We start from the raw sequence: 21,032 nt of genomic DNA on the forward strand, positions 1-21,032 counted from the left end.
AAAAATGGGACATGCTTAATAAAAATAAAGGAAATCTAATGAAGCCCTATCGAACTACACTTCTCTCGAGTCTTTTAATCGGGAGTTTAAGTGCGTGCCAAACCCAAGTAGAAACAGCCCCGACAAGTGAAGTCATTAAATTACAACAGACAGCATTAGCTTCACAATTAGGTTATGACATAGTCGAATCTCTCACGGTTGAAGTAGGTCCAAGACTAGCTGGAAGCCCAAAAGATATCATCGCCGTTAACTGGGCGATGAATAAACTGACCAGCCTTGGATTTGACCGCGTTTATAAAGAACCAGTACAAGTACCCATTTGGGAACGCGGTGAAGCCAAAGCCAAAATAACCTTCCCTGTCGAGCAGCCGCTGGTCATTACTGCGCTTGGTGGCAGCGTTGCGACACCAGCAGGTGGTTTACAGGCTAAAATCGCACGTTTTGATAGCCTAGAGGCACTACAACAAGCCAAGCCTGAAAACGTAAAAGGTAAGATTGCGTTTATTGACCAAAAAACCGAGCGCCACATTACTGGTGAAGGCTATGGCAAAAGCGTTGGCGGCCGCTCAAAAGGTGCCGTCGCAGCAGCGCAAAAAGGCGCAGTTGCTATCGTGATCCGCTCTATTGGCACAGATCATGACCGCATGGCCCATACAGGTGTTATGCGCTACCAAGATGACGTGCCTAAGATCCCTGCGGCAGCCATGTCAAACCCTGATGCCGATTTGGTCGATGCATTACTAAAACGCAATCCTGATGCTTTACTTGAGTTGCAGATGTCACCAAAAAACGCAGGCTTTAATACGTCTTACAATGTCATTGCCGAAGTAACTGGCAGCAGTAAGCCCAATGAAATCGTGCTCATTGGCGCTCATTTAGATTCTTGGGATGAAGGTACGGGGGCGATTGATGATGGGGCGGGTGTCGCGATAGTGACAGCTGCAGCTAAGCACATTCAAGATCTTCCAGTAAAACCCGCTCGTACTGTCAGAGTGGTGCTATATGCCGCTGAAGAAATAGGGCTTGTGGGCGGTAAAGCCTATGCTGAAGCTCATAAATCGGAATTATCACTGCACTACATAGCTGCGGAATCCGATTTTGGAGCAGGCCGAATTTATCAAATCGATACTAAGGTCAATGAGAGCGCATTTGCAGAGGTACAGCATGCACTTAGCCCTATGTCATTCAATGGTGTCGCACTCGGCAACAACCAAGCTTCTGGCGGGCCTGACGTGTCTATGCTGCCGGCTCTAGGCGTACCAGTTGCATCATTAAGGCAAGATGGTCACGATTACTTCGATTACCATCACACACCGAATGATACCTTAGATAAGATTGACCCCGCCGCATTGGCTCAAAACGTCGCAGCCTACGCACAATTTGCTTATATCATGGCAAATGCAAACACGGCATTAACACCTTTGGCCACTCAGTCTGAAAAATAGATAATCGATAAAATAATTGAGAGAACAGCATAAGCTGTTCTCTCTCAATTAACATCTTATCGATATTTCGCTATTGCTCTGCACGTAAAAATGTTGGATTTGTCGGTGAACTTTGCTCTTCACTATAGTAATAACCCGCGAGATTAAATGCTTTTAACTCAGCTAACGTATTCACTTTATTGGTGATGATATATCTCGCCATCATGCCCCTAGCACGCTTAGCAAAAAAACTGATCACTTTATATTGACCATTTTTACAATCTTTAAATACGGGTGAAATTAATTGCCCTTGCAGTTTTTTAGGCTTTATCGCTTTGAAATACTCATTAGAAGCAAGATTGACAATAATATCGCTACCACTTTCTGCAAGCGCTTCATTTACCGCTTGCGTTAAGGTATCACCCCAAAATTCATATAAATTTTTACCTTTTGGATTCGAAAGCGCCGTTCCCATTTCTAAACGGTAAGGCATGATTAAATCCAGCGGCCTTAGCAAACCATAAAGACCCGATAGAATACGCAGCTGCGACTGAGTCTGGGCGATTTCATCCTCAGATAAGGTGTCAGCATCAAAACCTGTGTACACATCCCCTCTAAAGGCAAAAATGGCCTGTTTAGCATTATCTAAACTAAAGTCTGGCTGCCACTGTCCGAAACGCGCCGCATTTAAACCCGCAATTTTATCGCTCACCTTCATCAAAGTCGCGATATCTGAAGGAGTTAATTGCCGACAAACTTGGATCAACTCCTGACTATGAGTTAAGAAATCAGGCTGTGAATACACCTGCGTCAGTGGCGGCTGTTCAAAATCTAAGGTCTTCGCCGGCGAAACCAATATCAACATCAAAAACTCCCAACAGAAACAAAAAGACATGTCTATGATACTGAACGAACATAAAAAAACCACGCTTTAACGGCGTGGTCTTTTCGATTACGACAATCAGTAATACTTGTCGTCGATAATTTCGGTTAACTAAGGCTTTTTAACCGGCTTGAGACTGGCATCTTGCCAAATGTCATCATCGAGTTGATCCAACAATTCTGGAAACTTACTGCGGTCAAACTCTGGCGTCTTACCCGCTTTAACCTGTTCGCGATAATCATTGATGACGCGAATGGCCAAACCTGACAACAGTAAGAGCGCAATAATGTTCACTGTCGCCATCAATCCCATAGAAACGTCGGCTAAGTTCCACACTAGACTTATCTTCGCCACGGCACCAAACATTACCATGCCCAATACACACAAACGGAACAAAGGCAGTAATTTGGTACTGTTACCCATTAAAAACATCACGTTTGTTTCAGCGTAAGAGTAATTGGCTATGATGGATGTAAAGCAGAATAAGAAAATCGCCACTGCAATAAACGCACCGCCCCAGTCTCCGACATGGGATGACATGGCATTGATAGTTAAACGAATGCCATCGTCACTCGAACCCACATCCCCTGATAGCAGGATAATTGCAGCCGTTGCAGTACAGATAACGATAGTATCCGCAAATACCCCCATCATCTGTACAAAACCTTGGGATGCCGGATGGTTCGGATTAGGCGATGCACTTGCCGCGACATTCGCCGCACTGCCCATACCCGCTTCATTTGAGAAGAGTCCGCGTGCAATACCCGCTTGCATAGCCTGCGCGACGGTATAAGCCACGCCGCCAGCAGCCGCCTCTTGCCAACCAAAAGCACTCTTCACAATTAAGCTAATAATTGCAGGCAGTTGATCTAGGTTGAAAATAACGATAATGAAGGCAACGAGAATATAGGCTAATGCCATGATAGGGACGATAAATTCAGAGACTCGTGCGACTTTACGCAGACCACCGACAATCACAAATCCACTGGCAATCACCAATCCAATCCCGACATAAGTAGGATTAAATCCAAATACTCGCTCCATCGCTCCGGTAATCGTATTCGCTTGTACCGCGTTGAATACCAGACCAAAGGCAATGATCAGAAAGACAGCAAACAAAATGCCCATCCATCGCTGACCCAAGCCTTTTTCCATATAATAGGAAGGACCGCCGCGGAACTGACCGTTATGATCTCGCACTTTGTAAACCTGCGCTAAGGTTGATTCAACCATAGCGGTAGCCATACCTAAGATAGCGATAAGCCACATCCAAAATACCGCACCAGGACCTGCAGCACCAATAGCGACTGCAACACCGGCCATATTACCGGCACCAACACGGGCCGCCATACTGGTACAAAAGACTTGAAATGATGAAAGACCGCTATCGCAACCTTGGCGACTCATGGTCATGACTTTGATGGAATGTTTAAAGTAGGTTAACTGGATAAAGGCAAGTCTAATGGTAAAATAAAGACCAGCTCCTACCAGTCCATATACTAACAACTTACCCCAAAGTAGCGCATTCAAAAAATTAACTATGGTTTCTAACATATTATTTTACTTCTTCCCGTAGCAAATGCTCCTCTAATTGAATGGCAATTAGAGGTACAACATCTGTGGTGAATGAATCCTTCCAAGTTAAAGGTAAGAATTTCGGTAGATTTATTTTTTCAAATTATCCTTCCGTGAATTTACAACATCACGGCTACCGAATTCAACGCAGCAAAATAGCACAGTATTCGAAATTGCTCATGTGATCAAGCTCGCGTTTGCACAGTTAAACGCCACCAACATCACGCCTCACAACATAAGCTAAGCCACTGTTAAAGCTACATTAACAAAATAGAGAAGTTGCCCCATTATTTTTAACAGTAAAAACAACTTTTAAAATTTGGATGTAGGGCACATTTTTGTAATAAAACTACAAATATAGTATCCACATAGAAACTTCAATCATCTCTTGTTTGTTTTAGTGAGGCTTTATATGACACAAATACATGAAATCAATGCTCTGAAAAAATATGTCAGAGCGACTAACTTTCTCGCGACCTCGCAGATTTATCTCAAACAAAACGTCTTACATAAACGTCCACTTGCCCATACAGATATCAAACCACGTTTACTTGGCCACTGGGGTACCTGCCCCGGCATTAACTTTGTTTATGCCAACATTAACCGATTGATAGTGAAACATAATCGCTCGTTCATCTATTTAGTTGGTCCAGGCCATGGTTTCCCAGCAGTACAAGCTAACTTATTCATGGAAGGTTCATTAAGCCATTTCTATCCAGAAACGATCCCCTACAATGAAACGGGTATCGAAGATATTTGTAAGAAGTTTTCCGCCGCTTATGGCTACCCTTCTCATGCAAACCCAGAAGCTCCAGGACAAATTCTTGAAGGTGGCGAACTAGGCTACTCACTTTCTGTAGGCTGGGGTGCAGTACTCGATAATCCAGATCTGATCGCCACTGTCTTAATTGGTGACGGTGAAGCAGAAACCGGACCATTAGCAGCATCTTGGTACGCAAACCGTCTAGTCTCTCCTGCGACAAGTGGTGCAGTATTACCGATTGTGCATATCAATGGCTATAAAATTTCAGGCCCTACCCGCATGGGACGCATGAGTCATGAAGAACTGGATCTTGAATTCCGTGGTCTTGGCTACTTCCCAATTATCGTTGATAACGAATTAGAAGAAGATATCTATGTGCAGATGACGAATGCCATGGATACCGCTTATGCCATGATCAATGAAATCCAACGTCGTGCCCGTAGCGGTGAAGATGTGGTTAAGCCTAAATGGCCAGTGATTTTAATGCGCACTGCCAAAGGTTGGACGGGTGTCAGTGAGTATAAAGGTAAGAAATTAGAAGGTAACTGCGAATCACACCAAGTGATCGTCAATAAATGTGCCACAGATAAAGGTCATCTGGATGCACTTGACAATTGGCTTGCCAGTTACCACTTCCAAGAACTTTACCAAATGAATGATAAAGGCGAGCTGATTTTTGATGCAGACATTTGCTCATTAATTCCACCTAAGCAACTTGCCTGTGGTCGTCAACATCTCACCTATGGTGGTGAAGTAGTTAGAGCGTTAACGAACCCTGATCTTGAAAAACTCAGCTACGGCCCAGAAGTACCACGTGGTCACCGTGGTTATTCCATGCTGAAAATGGGTGAATGGATGCGTGATGCATTCAAGTTAAACCGCGATCAACGCAATCTACGTATTTTCAGCCCTGACGAAACCTATTCAAATCAACTACAAGCCGTATTTGAAGAAACCGATCGTGCATGGCAATGGCCAATTGAGAGCTGGGATGAAGACATGTCCCGCGAAGGACGAGTGATTGAGCTCCTTTCTGAAAACTTGCTCTTTGGTATGTTGCACGGCTACACAGTAACAGGCCGCCACGGCATGTTCCCAACCTATGAGTCATTCTCACAAGTGATCTCATCGATGGCCGACCAATACTGTAAATACGTCTATGCAAGCCAAGGCGTGCATTTCCGTAAGCCACTGCCTTCATGTAACGTCGTATTATCTTCGCTGCTTGAACGCCAAGACCATAATGGCTACTCGCATCAAAACCCGTCTTTCCTTGGGGCTATGCTAGAGAAGCATCCAAAAATTATCTCTGCTTATTTACCAGCAGATGCTAACAGCACCTTGGTTTATACCGAACGGGCTTACGCCGACCGCGACAAACTCAATATTCTTGTTGCTGGTAAGAAAGAGTTACCACAATGGTTGAGCTTGGAAGAAGCGCGTAAACAAGCAAAAGATGGCGTGATGGTGTGGGATTTCGCCTCTGATGAGAATCCAGATATTGTGCTGGCAGGTTGTGGTGATTACGTCACTCAAGAGTGTATGGCTTCATTAGTATTGATCAGAGAACTCCTTCCAAGAGTCAAAATTCGCTTCGTTAGCGTCACCGAATTAAGCAGTGATGGCTTAGGAAGCCGCAAATTTAAAGAAAAACCTTGGTTAATGGACGAAATATTTACCCAAGATAAAGGCGTGGTATTCAACTACCATGGTTACCCAAATACGATTAAAAAGTTAATATTTGATTACAAAGGCAGCCGTCGCTTCAGAATTAAAGGCTATGAAGAAGAAGGTTCAACAACCACTCCATTCGATATGGGCGTTCGTAACGGCACATCACGTTATCACCTAGTGATTGATATGGCTTACAAACTGTTCCAACAGGGCGTTATTGATGAAACTATGCACGTTTCTATAACCACTGACATGCTGCAAAGACTAGTTGACCACCGCAACTACATTAAAGCGAATGGTGTCGACCCAATAGAAATTGAAAATTGGATATGGACACGTTAAAAGTCACAAAAAATTAACATAACAGTTCATTTTAAAGGCACTCCTCGGAGTGCCTTTTTTTGAATGAGAAACACACTTACAGAACGCGAGACCCTAAAAAGGAAATTCTTAGCACTAGTAAAATGTAACAAACCAAGTGATAATTAATCGCTGGCTACAATACCAAAGGATCCCCACATTAAGTGCTAGCAATGTTTTGCACATATACGGCAAGACATATTGGTGGAGAATCATAAATAATGGAATTGGAGAACATGATGAATCATAAATTAAAATTTGTACTGCTTGCATCGCTATTACCTTTCACTGTATCTGCGGCTCAAGAACTGACTCCTTGGTATGTTGGCGCAGGTTTAGGCGTTAACAACTATGAACATATCGCGACCCAGAATGGTCAAGATGACCCATATGCATGGGATGTATTCGCAGGCTATATGTTCAATGATTACTTCGGCGCTGAAATCGGCTTCCGTGATTTAGGTAATGCAGATTGGACTAATGGGGCCACCAGTAATGATGCTGGCGTTAAAGGTTCAACGCTAGGCTTAGTAGGTATTTGGCCTCTAGCTAATCGTTGGAGCTTATCAGCCGAAGCGGGTGCTATGTATTATTCACTTGAGAACAGCCAAAATAATGGCATTACATCAAGCAAATACAGTACAAACGACTTTGCTCCATACTTAGGTGCAGGTGTTGGTTACAACTTCACTGATAACCTGAAGTTACAAGCTAAATATCGTCGTTATGAAAACCTAAATGACGATTACAACATCGTTGAAGCTGATAGCAACTACTGGGGTCTTGAACTGAGCTACCGTTTCGGTTCACCAGCAGCTGCAGCACCTGTTGCAGCAGCGGTTATCGCAGCAGCACCTGTTGACTCAGACAACGATGGTGTTTATGACGACAAAGATCAATGTCCAGCCACACCAGTAACGCATAAAGTTGACTCTGTTGGCTGTACCATTTACGAAAACGTAAAAAATAAAGAAGACGTGGGTTCAATTCAGTTTGCTAACGATTCTGCTGTAGTTAAAAAAGTTTTCTACAAAGATATCGAAAGACTAGCTAACTACCTGAACAAGAACCCAGAGTTCACAGTTGAAATCGCTGGCCACGCCTCTAACGTAGGTAAACCAGAGTACAACATGGTGCTGTCTGACAAACGTGCTGACGCAGTTGCCCAAATTCTTGTTGAGAAATACGGTATCAGCCAAAGCCGCGTAACTTCTAACGGTTACGGTGTTACTCAGCCATTGGTTGCTGGTGACTCGAAAGAAGCTTACGCAGCGAACCGTCGTATCGAAGCCATTGTAACGACTACGACTAAACAACCTGTTCTTAAGTAATATTACTTACTGACGTAAAAAAGTCGCTGCTTGCAGCGACTTTTTGTTTTTATGGGGTATACACTAGGACAAGCGATGCCCTCTACCGCAGCCAAGATGAGAACCTGTATCTCAAGCCAAACCTAAATAGACATAAAATTGTCATTTTTGTAATTTTTTTACATTCAAGGTTGGAAAAGTTGGCAAAATCGCTTCTAATAGTCATCAGTGAATTCCGAGTTAAGACTGCTACCTGAGAAGGATGTTTTTCATGGCCAATACATTAGAGCAACTCAAGTTATATACCACTATCGTCGCTGACACAGGCGACATCGAAGCGATTAAACGCTACCAACCTGAAGATGCGACAACCAATCCATCGCTCATCTTGAAAGCGGCTCAAATTCCTGAATACGAATCCCTCATTGATAACGCTATCGACTGGGCAAAATCACAAAGTGACGATCTCGCGCAGCAACTTGATGATGCCAGCGACAAGCTCGCCGTTAATATCGGTGTAGAAATACTGAAACTCGTTCCTGGTCGTATCTCTACTGAAGTCGATGCCCGTTTATCATTCGATAAAGAACAATCAATCGCTAAAGCCCATAAGCTGGTTCGCCTCTACAAAGAAGCGGGCGTTGATAAGTCACGTATTCTGATCAAACTCGCTTCAACTTGGGAAGGCATTTGTGCAGCTAGAGAGCTGGAGAAAGAAGGCATCAACTGTAACTTAACCCTACTATTTAGCTTTGCCCAAGCACGTGCTTGTGCCGAAGCGGGTGCTTATCTGATTTCGCCTTTTGTTGGCCGCATTCTTGATTGGTACAAAAAAGATACAGGTAAAGACTACGATGCCGTAAATGACCCAGGTGTCATTTCTGTTACCGAAATCTATAATTATTACAAACAGCATGGTTTTAATACTGTCGTTATGGGTGCAAGTTTCCGTAATATCGGTGAAATCATCGAACTAGCAGGCTGCGATCGTCTCACAATTGGCCCTTCTCTGTTAGAAGAACTGGCTAATTCGCAAGTCGACATTACCCCTAAACTGGTTGCAGCAACCAGCACTGTTGCTGCCGAAGCCCCATTGACAGAAGCGCAATTCCGTTGGGACTTTAACCAAGATCCAATGGCTGTAGATAAGCTTGCGGAAGGTATTCGAAACTTTGCCATAGACCAAGGCAAACTCGAAGTGATGCTCACGGCTAAGCTCGCAAACTAAGCATTCTGGAGACAGTGAGATGACACTCTTGACCCAAAGCTCAACATGGCAAGCTTTATCAGCACACAGTAAAAATGTGCCGCATATGCGGGAATTGTTTGCCACTGACGCGGCACGTTTCAATAAAATGTCGCTATCTGCCTGTGGTTTATTACTGGATTACTCTAAAAACAGAGCAACGGCGGAAACGCTTGATCTGTTATTTACGTTGGCAAGCAATAGTCAACTTGAAGCAAAAATCAAAGCGATGTTTGCTGGTGAGATCATTAACACCACCGAGAAGCGCGCCGTTCTGCACACAGCGCTGCGTAGCACTGCGGAGCAGTCGATTATTGCCGAGGGTCAAGACATCGTTCCTGAAGTTCAACAAACTCTGAATAAAATGCAAGGGTTTGTGAGCTCAGTGACGTCGGGTCAATGGAAAGGTTACACAGGTAAAGCGATAACCGATATTGTCAGTATCGGTATCGGTGGATCTTTCCTTGGTCCAAAAATTGTCTCTCAGGCGCTGCGCCCGTATTGGAACCCAGAGTTGAAATGTCACTTTGTGGCAAACGTCGACGGTACTTCAATCAGTGAGAAGCTGAAATTACTGGATCCTGAAACGACTCTGTTCATCATGTCGTCCAAGTCTTTTGGAACACAGGAAACCTTAACCAATACACTCACTGCTAGAGAATGGTTCTTAGCAAAAGGCGGTTTGCAGTCGGATGTGGCAAAACACTTTGTCGCAGTGACGTCAAACGTCGCTAAAGCGACTGATTTTGGTATTGATGCAGACAACATTTTCCCAATGTGGGATTGGGTTGGCGGTCGTTACTCACTCTGGTCAGCGATTGGTTTACCGATAGCACTCTTGATTGGCATGGATAACTTCAGAGCCTTGCTCTCAGGTGCGCACCAAATGGATGAGCATTTCGCCAATGCGCCGCTGACAGAAAATATGCCAGTGATCATGGGCTTATTATCCCTATGGTACGGTAACTTCTTCAATGCTCAGTCCCATGTTGTACTGACATACGATCATTATCTGCGTGGTCTACCCGCTTACTTCCAGCAGCTCGATATGGAAAGTAACGGTAAGTCTGTCACCTTAAACGGGACGGATGTTGACTACAGTACAGGTCCGGTGATTTGGGGTGGCGAAGGTACTAATGGCCAACATGCCTACCACCAGCTGTTGCATCAAGGTACTGCACTGATCCCTGCCGATTTTATTATGCCACTGCAAAGTCATAATCCTATCGGTGAGCACCACGACCAATTAGCGTCAAACTGCTTTGGCCAGACTCAAGCCTTAATGCAAGGTCGTACTTTTGATGAAGCCTTAGCCGAACTCGCTAATAGCGCATTACCTGCGGCTGAAAAGCAGTTGATCGCAAAACATAAAGTGATGCCAGGTAACAAGCCGAGCAACACCTTACTCATGGATAAGCTCACGCCGAGTACCTTAGGTGCTTTGATTGCCCTGTATGAACACAGAACCTTCGTTCAAGGTGCAATTTGGGACATTAACTCCTTCGATCAATGGGGTGTAGAACTCGGTAAGGATCTGGGTAACGATGTGTTAACACGCATAGGTGCAAGCCAGGATTGTGATGCCTTAGATGCCTCAAGTAACGCATTGATTAACCTTTATCGACAAGGCAAAATCTAATCGAACAAAAAGCCAGCAATTGCTGGCTTTTTAATTTTATCCTTTTATTTTTATTAAAATTTTCGACTATTCCCCGCTCTAAATCCACACTTAAGATCAACGACATATCACTCAAAGTTCATTTCAACTTAACACAATTGAAACATAATTCTTGCACCCTGTTTTAAAAATATGTTATTTAATCGCTGACAAAACATACAACAACAGGAGGTTGCCATGGATCGTTTAGATTATGGTTGTGCGCTAGATGAAGTCGTTGAAAGACCCGATCGTTCGCGAGGCTCCAATAAAAAGCGTAAATGGCGTGAGATCGAAGCGTTGAAAGATAAGCATCGTTTGCTCAAAGAACTCCAAGAAATCGATAATAACTTTAACTACGACATTGATGCCATCCAGTTGTAATCACATGTTGAGATGATCTAAACCATCATCTTAAACATGAACAAGAAAAGCGCCTTAGGCGCTTTTTTTATTTGTGATATTGAATGTGGCGGGAAATAAGAGGGAATACTGTTAAGCGTGTGAAATGAAAAATGCGTCGATTACGGCTGCAAGCGCGAGCCCCCTAAACTCCCCATTACGACAATATGGCTATCGCTAAATGACTAGCGCTATATGGCTAATGCTAAGCTAAGCTTAGCTTAGCTCTAATCAACCAAGGCCAGCTCTCATAAATCGTGAGTGACTCGCGAGCAACAACAGCTAGCGCAAAAAACACGTCACTCTGTAGTATTAAACCCCACTCTCAAACCCGCAAAGTGAGCCCAATGAGTGAATCAATGCTAGTCAGCCATTGTTAGATAAGCCCGCAAATCCTCAAATTCTTTCTGCTCGCGATCTAAGAATAAAGGATCATCAATCAAGGATTTCTGACACTCAGACTCAATCAGTTGCCAATCTTGTTCAGTCAAGGTTTTGGCCAATAACGGGAATATTTCCCGCTCCTCCATTTGCATATGCCGCTCTTGTAATGCGACATAATCTGCAAAATCAACAATCAGTTTCTCACGGGCAACCACAATATCACTGAGGATCAGATTCAACGTCGTCATCAAAGCCGCTGAGGCTTGGATCACTAACTCGTGTTCGGCACTCAACTTATCGATACTGTCATTAGCTTTATGTGCAAGATAGTAGGCATAAATAATGTCTTCAACCGGATGATGGCAACGCTCAGCATATCCTTGCATATATTCAACGATATCGCGTACCACGATGAAGTTGATTGACTCACCTTCTGACAGCTTCATCTGCTTGTTTTTTAAAACATTTAGCAATACAGCTATATGTTTATGATCATGCATGAGTCTTTTAAGCATAATGCCTCCTGAATATGGATCTGACTATTGATACTAGTCAAGTCGTAGACTAACACCAATATAGCAGGCTAAATCCTGTTCACTTTATGACGTTGATCAAGTAAATCACATACCAAACAGTAAACAGACCACAAACACTAACACGTCTATCCAAATCTCAGGGGCATTTAGCGGTTTTCTCACCACGTTATGATTGATCATCACGCTTTTATTACTAAAACCACAACAACACACTTATTTAGCAAGCTGATGTAGCTGCTGTTGTAACTTTTTAAATTCGAGCTGTTGTTCGCTTAGCAGCGCTTTATCTGCAGCCTCAACGGCGAGTTGTGGATACTCCTTAAGCAGTTGTTGCTCAAGCACCAATGCTTGCTCAGTCTCCTTCGCTTCGATGAAGGCATGTAACTGATGCAAAGACTCTGCGAGTGGCACTTTATCTATGTCTGCAGACTCAGCCGCGCTGGGTGCATTCATCGACCTTGCAACTATGGCAGGGCTGCTTGCATCATGTTGTCGCTCAAGCGCACCCGCTGCGGCCTTCGCTTGCTGCATTTGAGTTTGTATTTCATGTTTAGCCACAGCTTCTGCTTGCATATTTGAGGATTGCAGCGCTTGCGTATCTGCTATTCTCGTCATGGCTTGTGGCGCCGGAGCACTCATTGCCATTGGACTTGGAGTCATAACATCTTCGATTTGCGGCCGATTCAGTACAAGTAAACCCACAACAAGCACCAAAGATGCCGCGCTCGATAACGCCCAAGGATGGCGTCGCCAGACGGAAGTTGGAGACTCAACAGCAGTTATTTTACTTTGATGCATTTCAGCTATGTGAGTTTGCGCCAGCTGCAAGATATCTTGATCGAGTTGCTGTGGTGGAACTTCTAAAGCCTGTTTGCGATACCAAGCTAATACCTGTTGTTGCAGCGCAATCTCATCGGCATTTGAAGATGAATTACTCATGACCCGCCTCCTGCCATTTCGCGCTGACGCAATCCTTTAGACTTTGGTAAGCGTAGCGAATACGGCTCTTAGTCGCTTCTAAAGTCACGCCCGCAATGTCGCTAATGATGGCAGCCGTAAAACCCATTTCAATGTTCAGGATAAATGCCTCTTTCTGGACTTGGGGTAACAGTGCGATGCAGGTCTTTAGCAATAAACTCTTTTGCGCTTCTTGCCACTGCACGTCGGGCTTATCTTGCTCACCTGCCACAAAAGTATCGAGTCCAGTTTCGTCCTCATCAGTGGCGACTAAATCGACGGGTTTTACCGCTCGCACATGATCAATCAATAAGTTATGGGCGATACGATATAGCCAAGTAGTAAACTTAGCACTGGCCTCGTAGTTAGCCGCTGCGCGGATCACCCGTCCCCATGTTTCTTGATATAAATCCTCAGCTAACTGCTTATCACCTAACTGGCGCACAAAGTAGCGATAAAGCGCGCCTTTGTGCTTCAGGTATAACTGCTCAAATGCTTTTGAATCGCCCTTGGCATAGCACAACATCAATTGCTCATCTGAGTGCTCATGGGTTGGTAATTGCGGTATTGCTAATGCCACGGGAAATTCCTCGTCATTTGGGTTAACCCCCTGTATTCACTTTTACTATTGTAATCTCTCATTACGCGGATTGCTCTTATCTCTCACTGGCTCGCCATGGAGTTTATCTTGGGGAGGAAAAGGTTTATCCGAGCCATCGAATGTGTCCTTAATTGGCATCTGATTAGATTGCTCTATCGCCGCTGCGGTTTCGATTAACCGCACAAACTCATGACGATAACCAAAGGGATCATCCCCTAATGCTGAACGTGCGAGTAAGCTTAACTTAGTATAATCAAATTGATGTAGATAGTGACTGCCATTCAGTAATTGCCCTAGCCCTGCAACCGCGGCGGCAAATCTAAAATCATCACTTGCTTGCTCGAGCTGTTTAACGCTTTGATCTAACCTGATGGGATAACTCAGTAATTGGCTCTGCGTTTGTGCTGGCAACTTGTATCTCAATTTAAGGAAAGCAATTTCTTCACGGCTGTATTTCTCTTGCCCCGTTTGAGCATCAACGCCATATCTGAGTTTATCATTCATCCTATTCCCGGCTTCAACGTACCTTAACTCATACAAGGCTGTTACTGTATGACCCGCGCCAATCTCGCCCGCATCCACCTTATCGTTATTAAAATCTTCCCGTGCTAAGGCGCGATTCTCATAGCCAATCAAACGGTATTCCGAGACTAAGGCCGGATTAAACTCCACCTGCACTTTCACATCTTTGGCGATAGTGAATAAGGTCGAACTCAACTCGTCCACCAGCACTTTACGCGCTTCATTCAGCGTATCGATATAGGCATAGTTGCCATTGCCCTTGTCCGCCAATTGCTCCATCAGTTGATCGTTGTAATTGCCCAAACCAAACCCTAAGGTCGTTAGCCCAATGCCATGCTCTTTTTCCTTTTCAATCAAGGCAATCAAATCATCAAAATCTGTCACGCCAACATTGAAATCACCATCGGTCGCGAGGATGACTCGATTTATGCCATTGGGGATAAAATGCTTTTTGGCCAATTGATAGGCTTGCGTGATCCCTTGCCCACCATTGGTTGAACCACCGGCACTTAATTGTTCTAACGCATAGGTCAAGGTTTGAGTGTCGTTCCCCGACGCGCCATCGAGCACCACACCAGCGGCCCCAGCATAAACCACAATAGAGACTTTATCCTGCGCGCTTAACTGCGCTGTTAGCAGCTTTAATGCCGTTTGCAGTAAAGGCAATTTATCCACTGACGCCATAGAGCCTGACACGTCGAGCAAAAAGACTAAGTTGCTGGCGCCTAACTGAGATTTAGGTAAGTCATAACCTTTAAGGCCAATCCGCAGCAGCATCATGTCATCATTATAGGGTGAGGGCGCAAACTCTGTCGTCACACTAAACGGCGCCGAGTTTTTAGCGGGTAAGGGATAATCGTAGGCAAAATAATTGAGCATTTCCTCAACTCTGACAGTGCCTTTCTCGGGTAATCGCCCTTCCCTCAACATCCGTCTTAAGGTGGCATAACTGCCAGTATCGACATCGATGGAAAACGTCGATACCGGGATCTCCCCTGCCACCATGATGCCATTTTGCACTTGCTGCTCGAATTTATTTTGCGCTAACGGAATCGCGGCATAGTCACGCGGCATTGGCGCTATGCTCATCCCCATCACTGCCCCATTGCTAGACATTTGCATCGGCGCCGCCACTCTCGCCATCTCAACCTTAGCGGCATCACGCATTTCTGCTTGGCGCTGCGACGCTTCTTGATGACGTTGCTCGGCTTGTCGATGTTCAACTTCGGCGCCTTTACCACCACAGGCCGTTAAACTCACTGCGACCAGTAATAGAGCAGCCGTATTGCTCACCGATGGGATACCGTTTCCCCGTTGCTGGTAGAGAGTTGGATCGGAAACTGAAACGGTTTTGGGGAAATATTTTGTTTTCATGTGGAATGCCTTTGATGTTGACCTAAAGCTGTAAACGGCCCGCATTAGCAAAAGGGTTAAAACATCTCGATATTTTGCAAAACATGCTTAAATGAGAATCAAACCGCCTCCAAGCACACTATTTATACAAAACAAAGTATTTTCAATCGCTTTTGCCGGCAAGATCACACTGCACATTCAATCTGGCCACTAAAATAGAAGCTTGTTGCTAGCCTCGCTATGGGACCCTCTTGTGTCACACTCAGCTCATTTATTTTCCCTAAGGATCGCCCACGCACTCACAGAAGCTTGCGTGAAGGATAAGTATTCGTTTAAACGTTTTGGGCAAGATCTTCTTGCCGGTCTCACTGTGGGTATTATTGCAATTCCATTAGCGATGGCATTAGCCATTGCCAGTGGTGTTGCGCCTCAATACGGCTTGTATACCGCCATTGTCGGCGGCTTTATTATCGCCATGTCTGGCGGCTCACGTTACAGCGTGTCCGGCCCGACAGCGGCATTTGTGGTATTGCTCTACCCCATAGCCCAACAGTTTGGTTTAGCAGGATTATTAATCGCGACTGTGATGTCGGGAATGATACTCGTCGGCATGGCGACGCTGCGCCTAGGTCGGTTGATTCTGTATATTCCCGAATCCGTCACCTTAGGTTTTACCGCAGGGATTGGCGTAGTGATTGCCACCTTGCAGCTAAAGGACTTTTTCGGGCTCGAAATTGCTCATATGCCGGAGCAATATCTGGCCAAGCTAATGGCATTAGCCCAAGCGCTACCTTCAATCCATTTACCTAGCTTACTGGTTGCAAGCGCCACCCTAGCGACTATGCTACTTTGGCCTAAACTCAAAACACCTGTTCCAGCGCACCTTCCGGCAATCATACTCGGCACTATCCTCGCCTTGGTGCTCAATGCCATGGGCGCTGATATAGAAACCATAGGAACCCGTTTTCACTATCAACTGAGTGATGGCACCACAGGCATGGGGATCCCTGCAGTATTGCCGAGTTTCGAGTGGCCTTGGCTGCAAGCTGGCGCCAATGGCCAAGCTTTTCAATTTAATCTCGCGACCTTTCAAGCCTTGTTACCTGCCGCCTTTGCCATTGCCATGTTAGGGGCGATTGAATCGCTACTATGTGCTGTGGTGCTCGATGGTATGACAGGCAAACGCCATAGTGCCAACAGTGAGTTACTGGGCCAAGGCATAGGTAATATCATCACGCCGTTTTTTGGCGGGATTCCAGCGACAGCGGCAATCGCCCGTAGCGCGGCGAACGTCAAAGCGGGCGCACAGAGTCCAATTGCGGCCATGATCCACGCCATAGTGGTATTGTTTGGTTTAGTCGCCTTAGCGGGCGTACTCGCCTACTTGCCGATGTCGGCCATGGCTGCCCTGCTACTCGTCGTAGCTTGGAACATGAGTGAGGCCCACAAAGCGCTGCATTTAGTTAAAACCGCGCCCACCAGCGATATCATGGTCTTTGTTAGCTGTTTTTCATTAACGGTTATATTCGACATGGTCATTGCCATCAGCGTGGGGATCATTCTCGCCGCCTTGCTGTTTATGAAGGAAATTGCCGAGATGACAAGGCTTTACGATATCAGCACCAACAAGCGTTATGTCGATCAAGAGTTACCCGCCGATTGGGCTGTTCTCAAAATTAACGGGCCGCTATTTTTCGCCGCTGCCGATCGCATTTTCTCCGAAATCGCCAGCCTCACCGAAGATAAACAAGTGATAGTGCTGTATCTCGATGGGGTCTCGATTTTGGATGCTGGAGGCTTAGCCGCGCTGACAAAACTGATTGAAAAATGTAAAGCAAATAAGACTAAGCTGATTATTGCCGATCTACAGTTCCAGCCCATTCGAACGCTAGCAAGAGCCAAGATCCAGCCGATTGAGGGCGTGTTGAAGTTTTACTCGACCCTACGAGAAGCCATGGCCGAAGCGCCAGTTATCACTCAGCAAACAGAAATCACTGCGGATAAGCAGACACAGTAAACCCGCAGCGCAATTTCAGCGGCTTAATGCTGCTGACTTAAATCAAAGGCCAATCTCAGGATTGGTCTTTTTTATGGCTCAATTACTCAAGCCATTCATCGCAGCAAAAGACGTTTTTTCGCTCGCAAAAACGGGCAGAAATGACGAGGATCATGGTATTATTCAGCGCCATGATGCTTGCTACCGGTGACGGCTAGACAAGCATCAACTGTACCTAGACCTGAAACAAGGTCAAAATATAATTAAAATTAGTGAGTTAAGGAGTTATCATGCAAGCCCTTGTTGCTGTTGTTATGGGTTCTAAAAGTGATTGGCCCACGATGGAAGCCGCCGCTGAGATAATGGATAAACTGCAAGTGCCTTATCATGTTGAAGTGGTTTCCGCCCATAGAACGCCAGATAAACTCATGGAGTTTGCAGCCTCTGCCGCCGATCGTGGTTTTAAAATCATCATTGGTGGCGCCGGTGGTGCAGCGCACTTACCCGGTATGATTGCCTCTAAAACTCGCTTACCCGTATTAGGTGTCCCAGTCCAAAGTAAAGCCCTGTCAGGTATGGATAGCTTATTGTCTATCGTTCAAATGCCAAAAGGCATCGCCGTTGGCACTTTAGCGATAGGCACAGCGGGCGCATTCAATGCGGGATTATTGGCCTGCCAAATCCTTGCGAATAACGATGCAGAATTAGCGGCTCGTGTTGACGCTTTCAGAGAAGAACAGACCCGTGCGGTACTGGACAATCCAGATCCGAGGGAAGTTTAATGACCCAGACAAACACTAAACCTAAAGTTTGGGTATTAGGTAATGGTCAGCTGGGCGCTATGTTGACCCACGCTGGCGAGCCATTGGCGATTGAAGTTAACGCCGTTGATATCATGACGCCTACGGATGACATCCTGCCACTCGCGCCACACGACATCATCACCGCCGAGCGCGAACAGTGGCCTGAATCCGCCCTTAGCTTACAACTCAGCTCACACCCCCATTTTGTTAATGGTCCGGTATTTAGCCGTTTAGCCGACCGTTTTAGCCAAAAAAGTCTACTCGACCAGCTCAGTGTTCCCACAGCGCCTTGGACCTTAGTTGACGATAACACCCAAGTCGATACCCTGTATCAGCACTATGGCCCAAGAGTCTTGATGAAACGCCGTACCGGTGGTTATGACGGTAAAGGTCAACACTGGCTTAAACAAGCCGAAGCGGGTGATATTCCAAACAATTGGCGTAACCTTGCAATTGCTGAGCAAGCGATTAATTTTGATGAAGAAGTATCATTAGTTGGCGTCCGTACTCGCGAAGGCGAATGCGTGTTTTATCCGCTGACGCTGAACTTACATCAAGATGGCATTTTAATGGCGTCGATTTCGCCACTGACACGCTTAAGCCCTTTGCAAGCCCAAGCCGAAGCTATGCTCAGCGCCATTATGCATGAGCTTGAATACGTTGGCGTGATGGCGATGGAATGCTTCCGTGTTGGCGATGAGTTATTGGTGAATGAACTGGCACCGCGAGTGCACAACTCAGGCCATTGGACTCAAGCCGGAACCCATATGGATCAATTCCAGCTGCATTTGCGTGCACTTTGCGGAATTGCGATCCCACAGCCACAAGTGAATTTTCAGTGTGTTATGGTCAATCTTATCGGGATTGATAATGATCCACGCTGGTTAAGTTTGCCCAATGCTGAGTTGTACTGGTACAACAAAGAAGTGCGCCCTGGTCGTAAAGTTGGCCATTTGAACCTATCAGTGCCAAATCAAGCTGTGCTCAACCAGAGCATAGCCGCACTGCAAACGTGGATGCCCATCCAATACCAAGCTCCTTTAGCCTGGATATTGGCCGAATACGCAGAAAATTCGCGTTAATTCAGTATTTAGTACCAAAATCACTGATATGAAATTGTTCGCAGTTTCATATCAGTTTATATTTCAATTTTCGTTATATACTTAACAGAACTCAGTGTAGATACGTTAGTGATGTATAGCATTCAATTGTGGCTAGCAATGACACGGATAAAGGAATACTCGAGTGAAATTAAGGGATAATTTCAAACGTAAGACCATAGATCGCTTAGATTATCGCTATCATCTGCTATTGCTCATCGTGCCGATATGTCTATTCGTCCTGCTATTTATCTTTAATGCACCCACAGAAGGTTGGACTATCCTGCCATTACTGTTTGTTTGCATCATTTACATTTTTGCCTACAGCCTGATTTACTATTTGCATCAAGGTCGTTTAACTCGACTGTGGGAGCATTTAGAGCAAGTCGTCACCATCAATGATGCCATTTACGAGCTCGCGCACCTCTCAAGCCATTATAAAAATGAGCATGCTTTTCTCGACGCCTTGCTCAACAAAGCCGTATACGTGATTAATGGTGCCGAAATGGGCAGCATCATTAAAGTCAACGAAGCCAATAACAAACTGCATTTCGAATCTGTCGTGGGGCTCGATTTAGCAAAACTCAGACAACTGGATTTTACCTTAGAGCAAACCTTTGAATATCGGCTCACTAAGGGGAGATGCGATCAGGTCGTGGTCATCAATGATATGAAAAATATCAATGCGGCCAGCACCTTAACGGAAGATGATCAAAGAGTGTTACTCACAGTGTCGAAGCAGCCGATACGCTCAACACTGTCTAGCCCTATCCGTATCGATGGCAAGCTCTATGGCATGCTCAATCTCGACAGCAGTAGCCTTGGTGCCTTTAGCGATTACGACCGCAACCTTGTCTCTATCCTGACCCACGAAGCCAGTAATGCCATTGCGCTCTATCAGAAGTCACAGCAGATCACTAAACTTGCGAATTTCGATCCCCTCACAGGGCTTTATAATCGAAAGAATTTTGAAGATGAACTGCACCACTGGCAGCACAAACCTCACCTTGGCAGCTTTTTGATTATTATCGATATGGATAATCTCAAGGCCATTAATGATGCCTATGGGCACCAGACAGGCGATGTTGCCATTAAGCGCACAGCCACAGCCATACTGACCTATTGGCAAAATAAGGGCATTATTTCCCGTTTTGGTGGCGATGAGTTTGTCGCTTTATGCCATGGACCGCTAACCCAAATCGAGCAGGACTTAGATAATATGCGCAAAACCTTGAATCAAGGCTCAGAGCTTAGCCTCGCTTTTAGTTTTGGGATTGCTCCGTTTGAAACCGATTGGTATCAATCCTTTAAGACTGCAGATCATGCCATGTATGAGCAAAAGCGCGCGAAGAAGAAAGCCATTAAAGCATTAGAAACTTTCGCGGTGAAAGCACAATAAGTTCGTTGAACTCAGGTACTACAGCCGCTATCAACTGTCCAATATCAAAAGTCAGTAAGTATTGAAGTTGAATATCAGAGTTGACTA

At 45.2% G+C, this 21,032-nt stretch carries 16 protein-coding genes; 10 read left to right on the forward strand and 6 right to left on the reverse strand.

The annotated features are described in order from the left end of the window. The first annotated feature begins 38 nt into the window (after positions 1 to 38). Positions 39 to 1,445 (forward strand): M28 family metallopeptidase, encoded by a 1,407-nt coding sequence (locus DYH48_RS15650; RefSeq protein WP_115335296.1) that lies wholly within the window; start codon positions 39 to 41, stop codon positions 1,443 to 1,445. 70 nt (positions 1,446 to 1,515) lie between these two features. On the opposite strand, the gene yaaA is transcribed toward DYH48_RS15650, so the two are convergent. Further along, a complete protein-coding gene (gene yaaA / locus DYH48_RS15655) occupies positions 1,516 to 2,289 on the reverse strand; it encodes a peroxide stress protein YaaA (protein ID WP_115335297.1) in 774 nt (257 codons plus the stop codon). Between the two features lie 129 nt (positions 2,290 to 2,418). Then, positions 2,419 to 3,861: an alanine/glycine:cation symporter family protein gene (locus DYH48_RS15660; RefSeq protein ID WP_006084972.1), complete on the reverse strand. Its 1,443-nt coding sequence runs from the start codon at positions 3,859 to 3,861 to the stop codon at positions 2,419 to 2,421. Between the two features lie 433 nt (positions 3,862 to 4,294). Between DYH48_RS15660 and DYH48_RS15665 the strand changes: the two genes are divergently transcribed. The 5 genes from DYH48_RS15665 (at position 4,295) to DYH48_RS15685 (ending at position 11,276) form a co-directional block, all read left to right on the forward strand. Next, complete coding sequence (locus tag DYH48_RS15665) at positions 4,295 to 6,661, forward strand: phosphoketolase family protein (RefSeq protein ID WP_115335298.1); 2,367 nt, start codon at positions 4,295 to 4,297, stop codon at positions 6,659 to 6,661. 239 nt (positions 6,662 to 6,900) lie between these two features. Continuing rightward, positions 6,901 to 8,010 carry an OmpA family protein gene (locus DYH48_RS15670; protein WP_006084970.1) on the forward strand — a complete coding sequence of 370 codons (1,110 nt, stop codon included), beginning with the start codon at positions 6,901 to 6,903 and terminating at the stop codon, positions 8,008 to 8,010. A 250-nt stretch (positions 8,011 to 8,260) separates the two neighbouring features. Further along, entirely contained in the window at positions 8,261 to 9,217 is a 957-nt protein-coding gene (gene tal, locus DYH48_RS15675; RefSeq protein ID WP_006084969.1) for a transaldolase, read from the forward strand. Positions 9,218 to 9,236: 19 nt separating this feature from the next. After that, on the forward strand, positions 9,237 to 10,874 hold the full coding sequence (pgi, locus tag DYH48_RS15680) for a glucose-6-phosphate isomerase (protein WP_115335299.1): 1,638 nt from the start codon (positions 9,237 to 9,239) through the stop codon (positions 10,872 to 10,874). A 216-nt stretch (positions 10,875 to 11,090) separates the two neighbouring features. Then, on the forward strand, positions 11,091 to 11,276 hold the full coding sequence (locus DYH48_RS15685; RefSeq protein ID WP_006080618.1) for a DUF3545 family protein: 186 nt from the start codon (positions 11,091 to 11,093) through the stop codon (positions 11,274 to 11,276). 380 nt (positions 11,277 to 11,656) lie between these two features. Here DYH48_RS15685 and DYH48_RS15690 read toward each other — a convergent pair whose 3' ends face one another. The 4 genes from DYH48_RS15690 to DYH48_RS15705 all read right to left on the reverse strand — a co-directional run bounded on the left by DYH48_RS15690 (position 11,657) and on the right by DYH48_RS15705 (position 15,668). Continuing rightward, entirely contained in the window at positions 11,657 to 12,193 is a 537-nt protein-coding gene (locus DYH48_RS15690; RefSeq protein WP_012088517.1) for a hemerythrin domain-containing protein, read from the reverse strand. Between the two features lie 234 nt (positions 12,194 to 12,427). Then, the gene (locus tag DYH48_RS15695) at positions 12,428 to 13,153 is read right to left on the reverse strand and encodes a hypothetical protein (RefSeq protein WP_115335300.1); all 726 of its coding nucleotides are present in this window, start codon (positions 13,151 to 13,153) and stop codon (positions 12,428 to 12,430) included. Continuing rightward, positions 13,146 to 13,751 (reverse strand): sigma-70 family RNA polymerase sigma factor, encoded by a 606-nt coding sequence (locus DYH48_RS15700; RefSeq protein ID WP_006080615.1) that lies wholly within the window; start codon positions 13,749 to 13,751, stop codon positions 13,146 to 13,148. Before DYH48_RS15700 ends, DYH48_RS15695 begins: the two co-directional genes overlap by 8 nt. A gap of 45 nt (positions 13,752 to 13,796) precedes the next feature. Next, on the reverse strand, positions 13,797 to 15,668 hold the full coding sequence (locus tag DYH48_RS15705) for a vWA domain-containing protein (protein WP_115335301.1): 1,872 nt from the start codon (positions 15,666 to 15,668) through the stop codon (positions 13,797 to 13,799). Between the two features lie 232 nt (positions 15,669 to 15,900). Here DYH48_RS15705 and dauA point away from each other — a divergent pair, with 232 nt between their 5' ends. From dauA to DYH48_RS15725, 4 genes are all read left to right on the forward strand, one after another. Next, positions 15,901 to 17,664 (forward strand): C4-dicarboxylic acid transporter DauA, encoded by a 1,764-nt coding sequence (gene dauA, locus DYH48_RS15710; protein WP_115335302.1) that lies wholly within the window; start codon positions 15,901 to 15,903, stop codon positions 17,662 to 17,664. Between the two features lie 269 nt (positions 17,665 to 17,933). Beyond that, positions 17,934 to 18,425 (forward strand): 5-(carboxyamino)imidazole ribonucleotide mutase, encoded by a 492-nt coding sequence (purE, locus tag DYH48_RS15715; protein WP_006084961.1) that lies wholly within the window; start codon positions 17,934 to 17,936, stop codon positions 18,423 to 18,425. Continuing rightward, complete coding sequence (gene purK, locus DYH48_RS15720; RefSeq protein ID WP_115335303.1) at positions 18,425 to 19,528, forward strand: 5-(carboxyamino)imidazole ribonucleotide synthase; 1,104 nt, start codon at positions 18,425 to 18,427, stop codon at positions 19,526 to 19,528. The genes purE and purK overlap by 1 nt, the downstream gene beginning before the upstream one ends. 163 nt (positions 19,529 to 19,691) lie before the next feature. Further along, positions 19,692 to 20,945 carry a GGDEF domain-containing protein gene (locus DYH48_RS15725; RefSeq protein WP_063883441.1) on the forward strand — a complete coding sequence of 418 codons (1,254 nt, stop codon included), beginning with the start codon at positions 19,692 to 19,694 and terminating at the stop codon, positions 20,943 to 20,945. Positions 20,946 to 21,032: the final 87 nt, after the last annotated feature.

The sequence above is a fragment of the Shewanella baltica genome (assembly GCF_900456975.1).
In the GTDB taxonomy this organism is placed as follows: Bacteria; Pseudomonadota; Gammaproteobacteria; order Enterobacterales; family Shewanellaceae; genus Shewanella; species Shewanella baltica.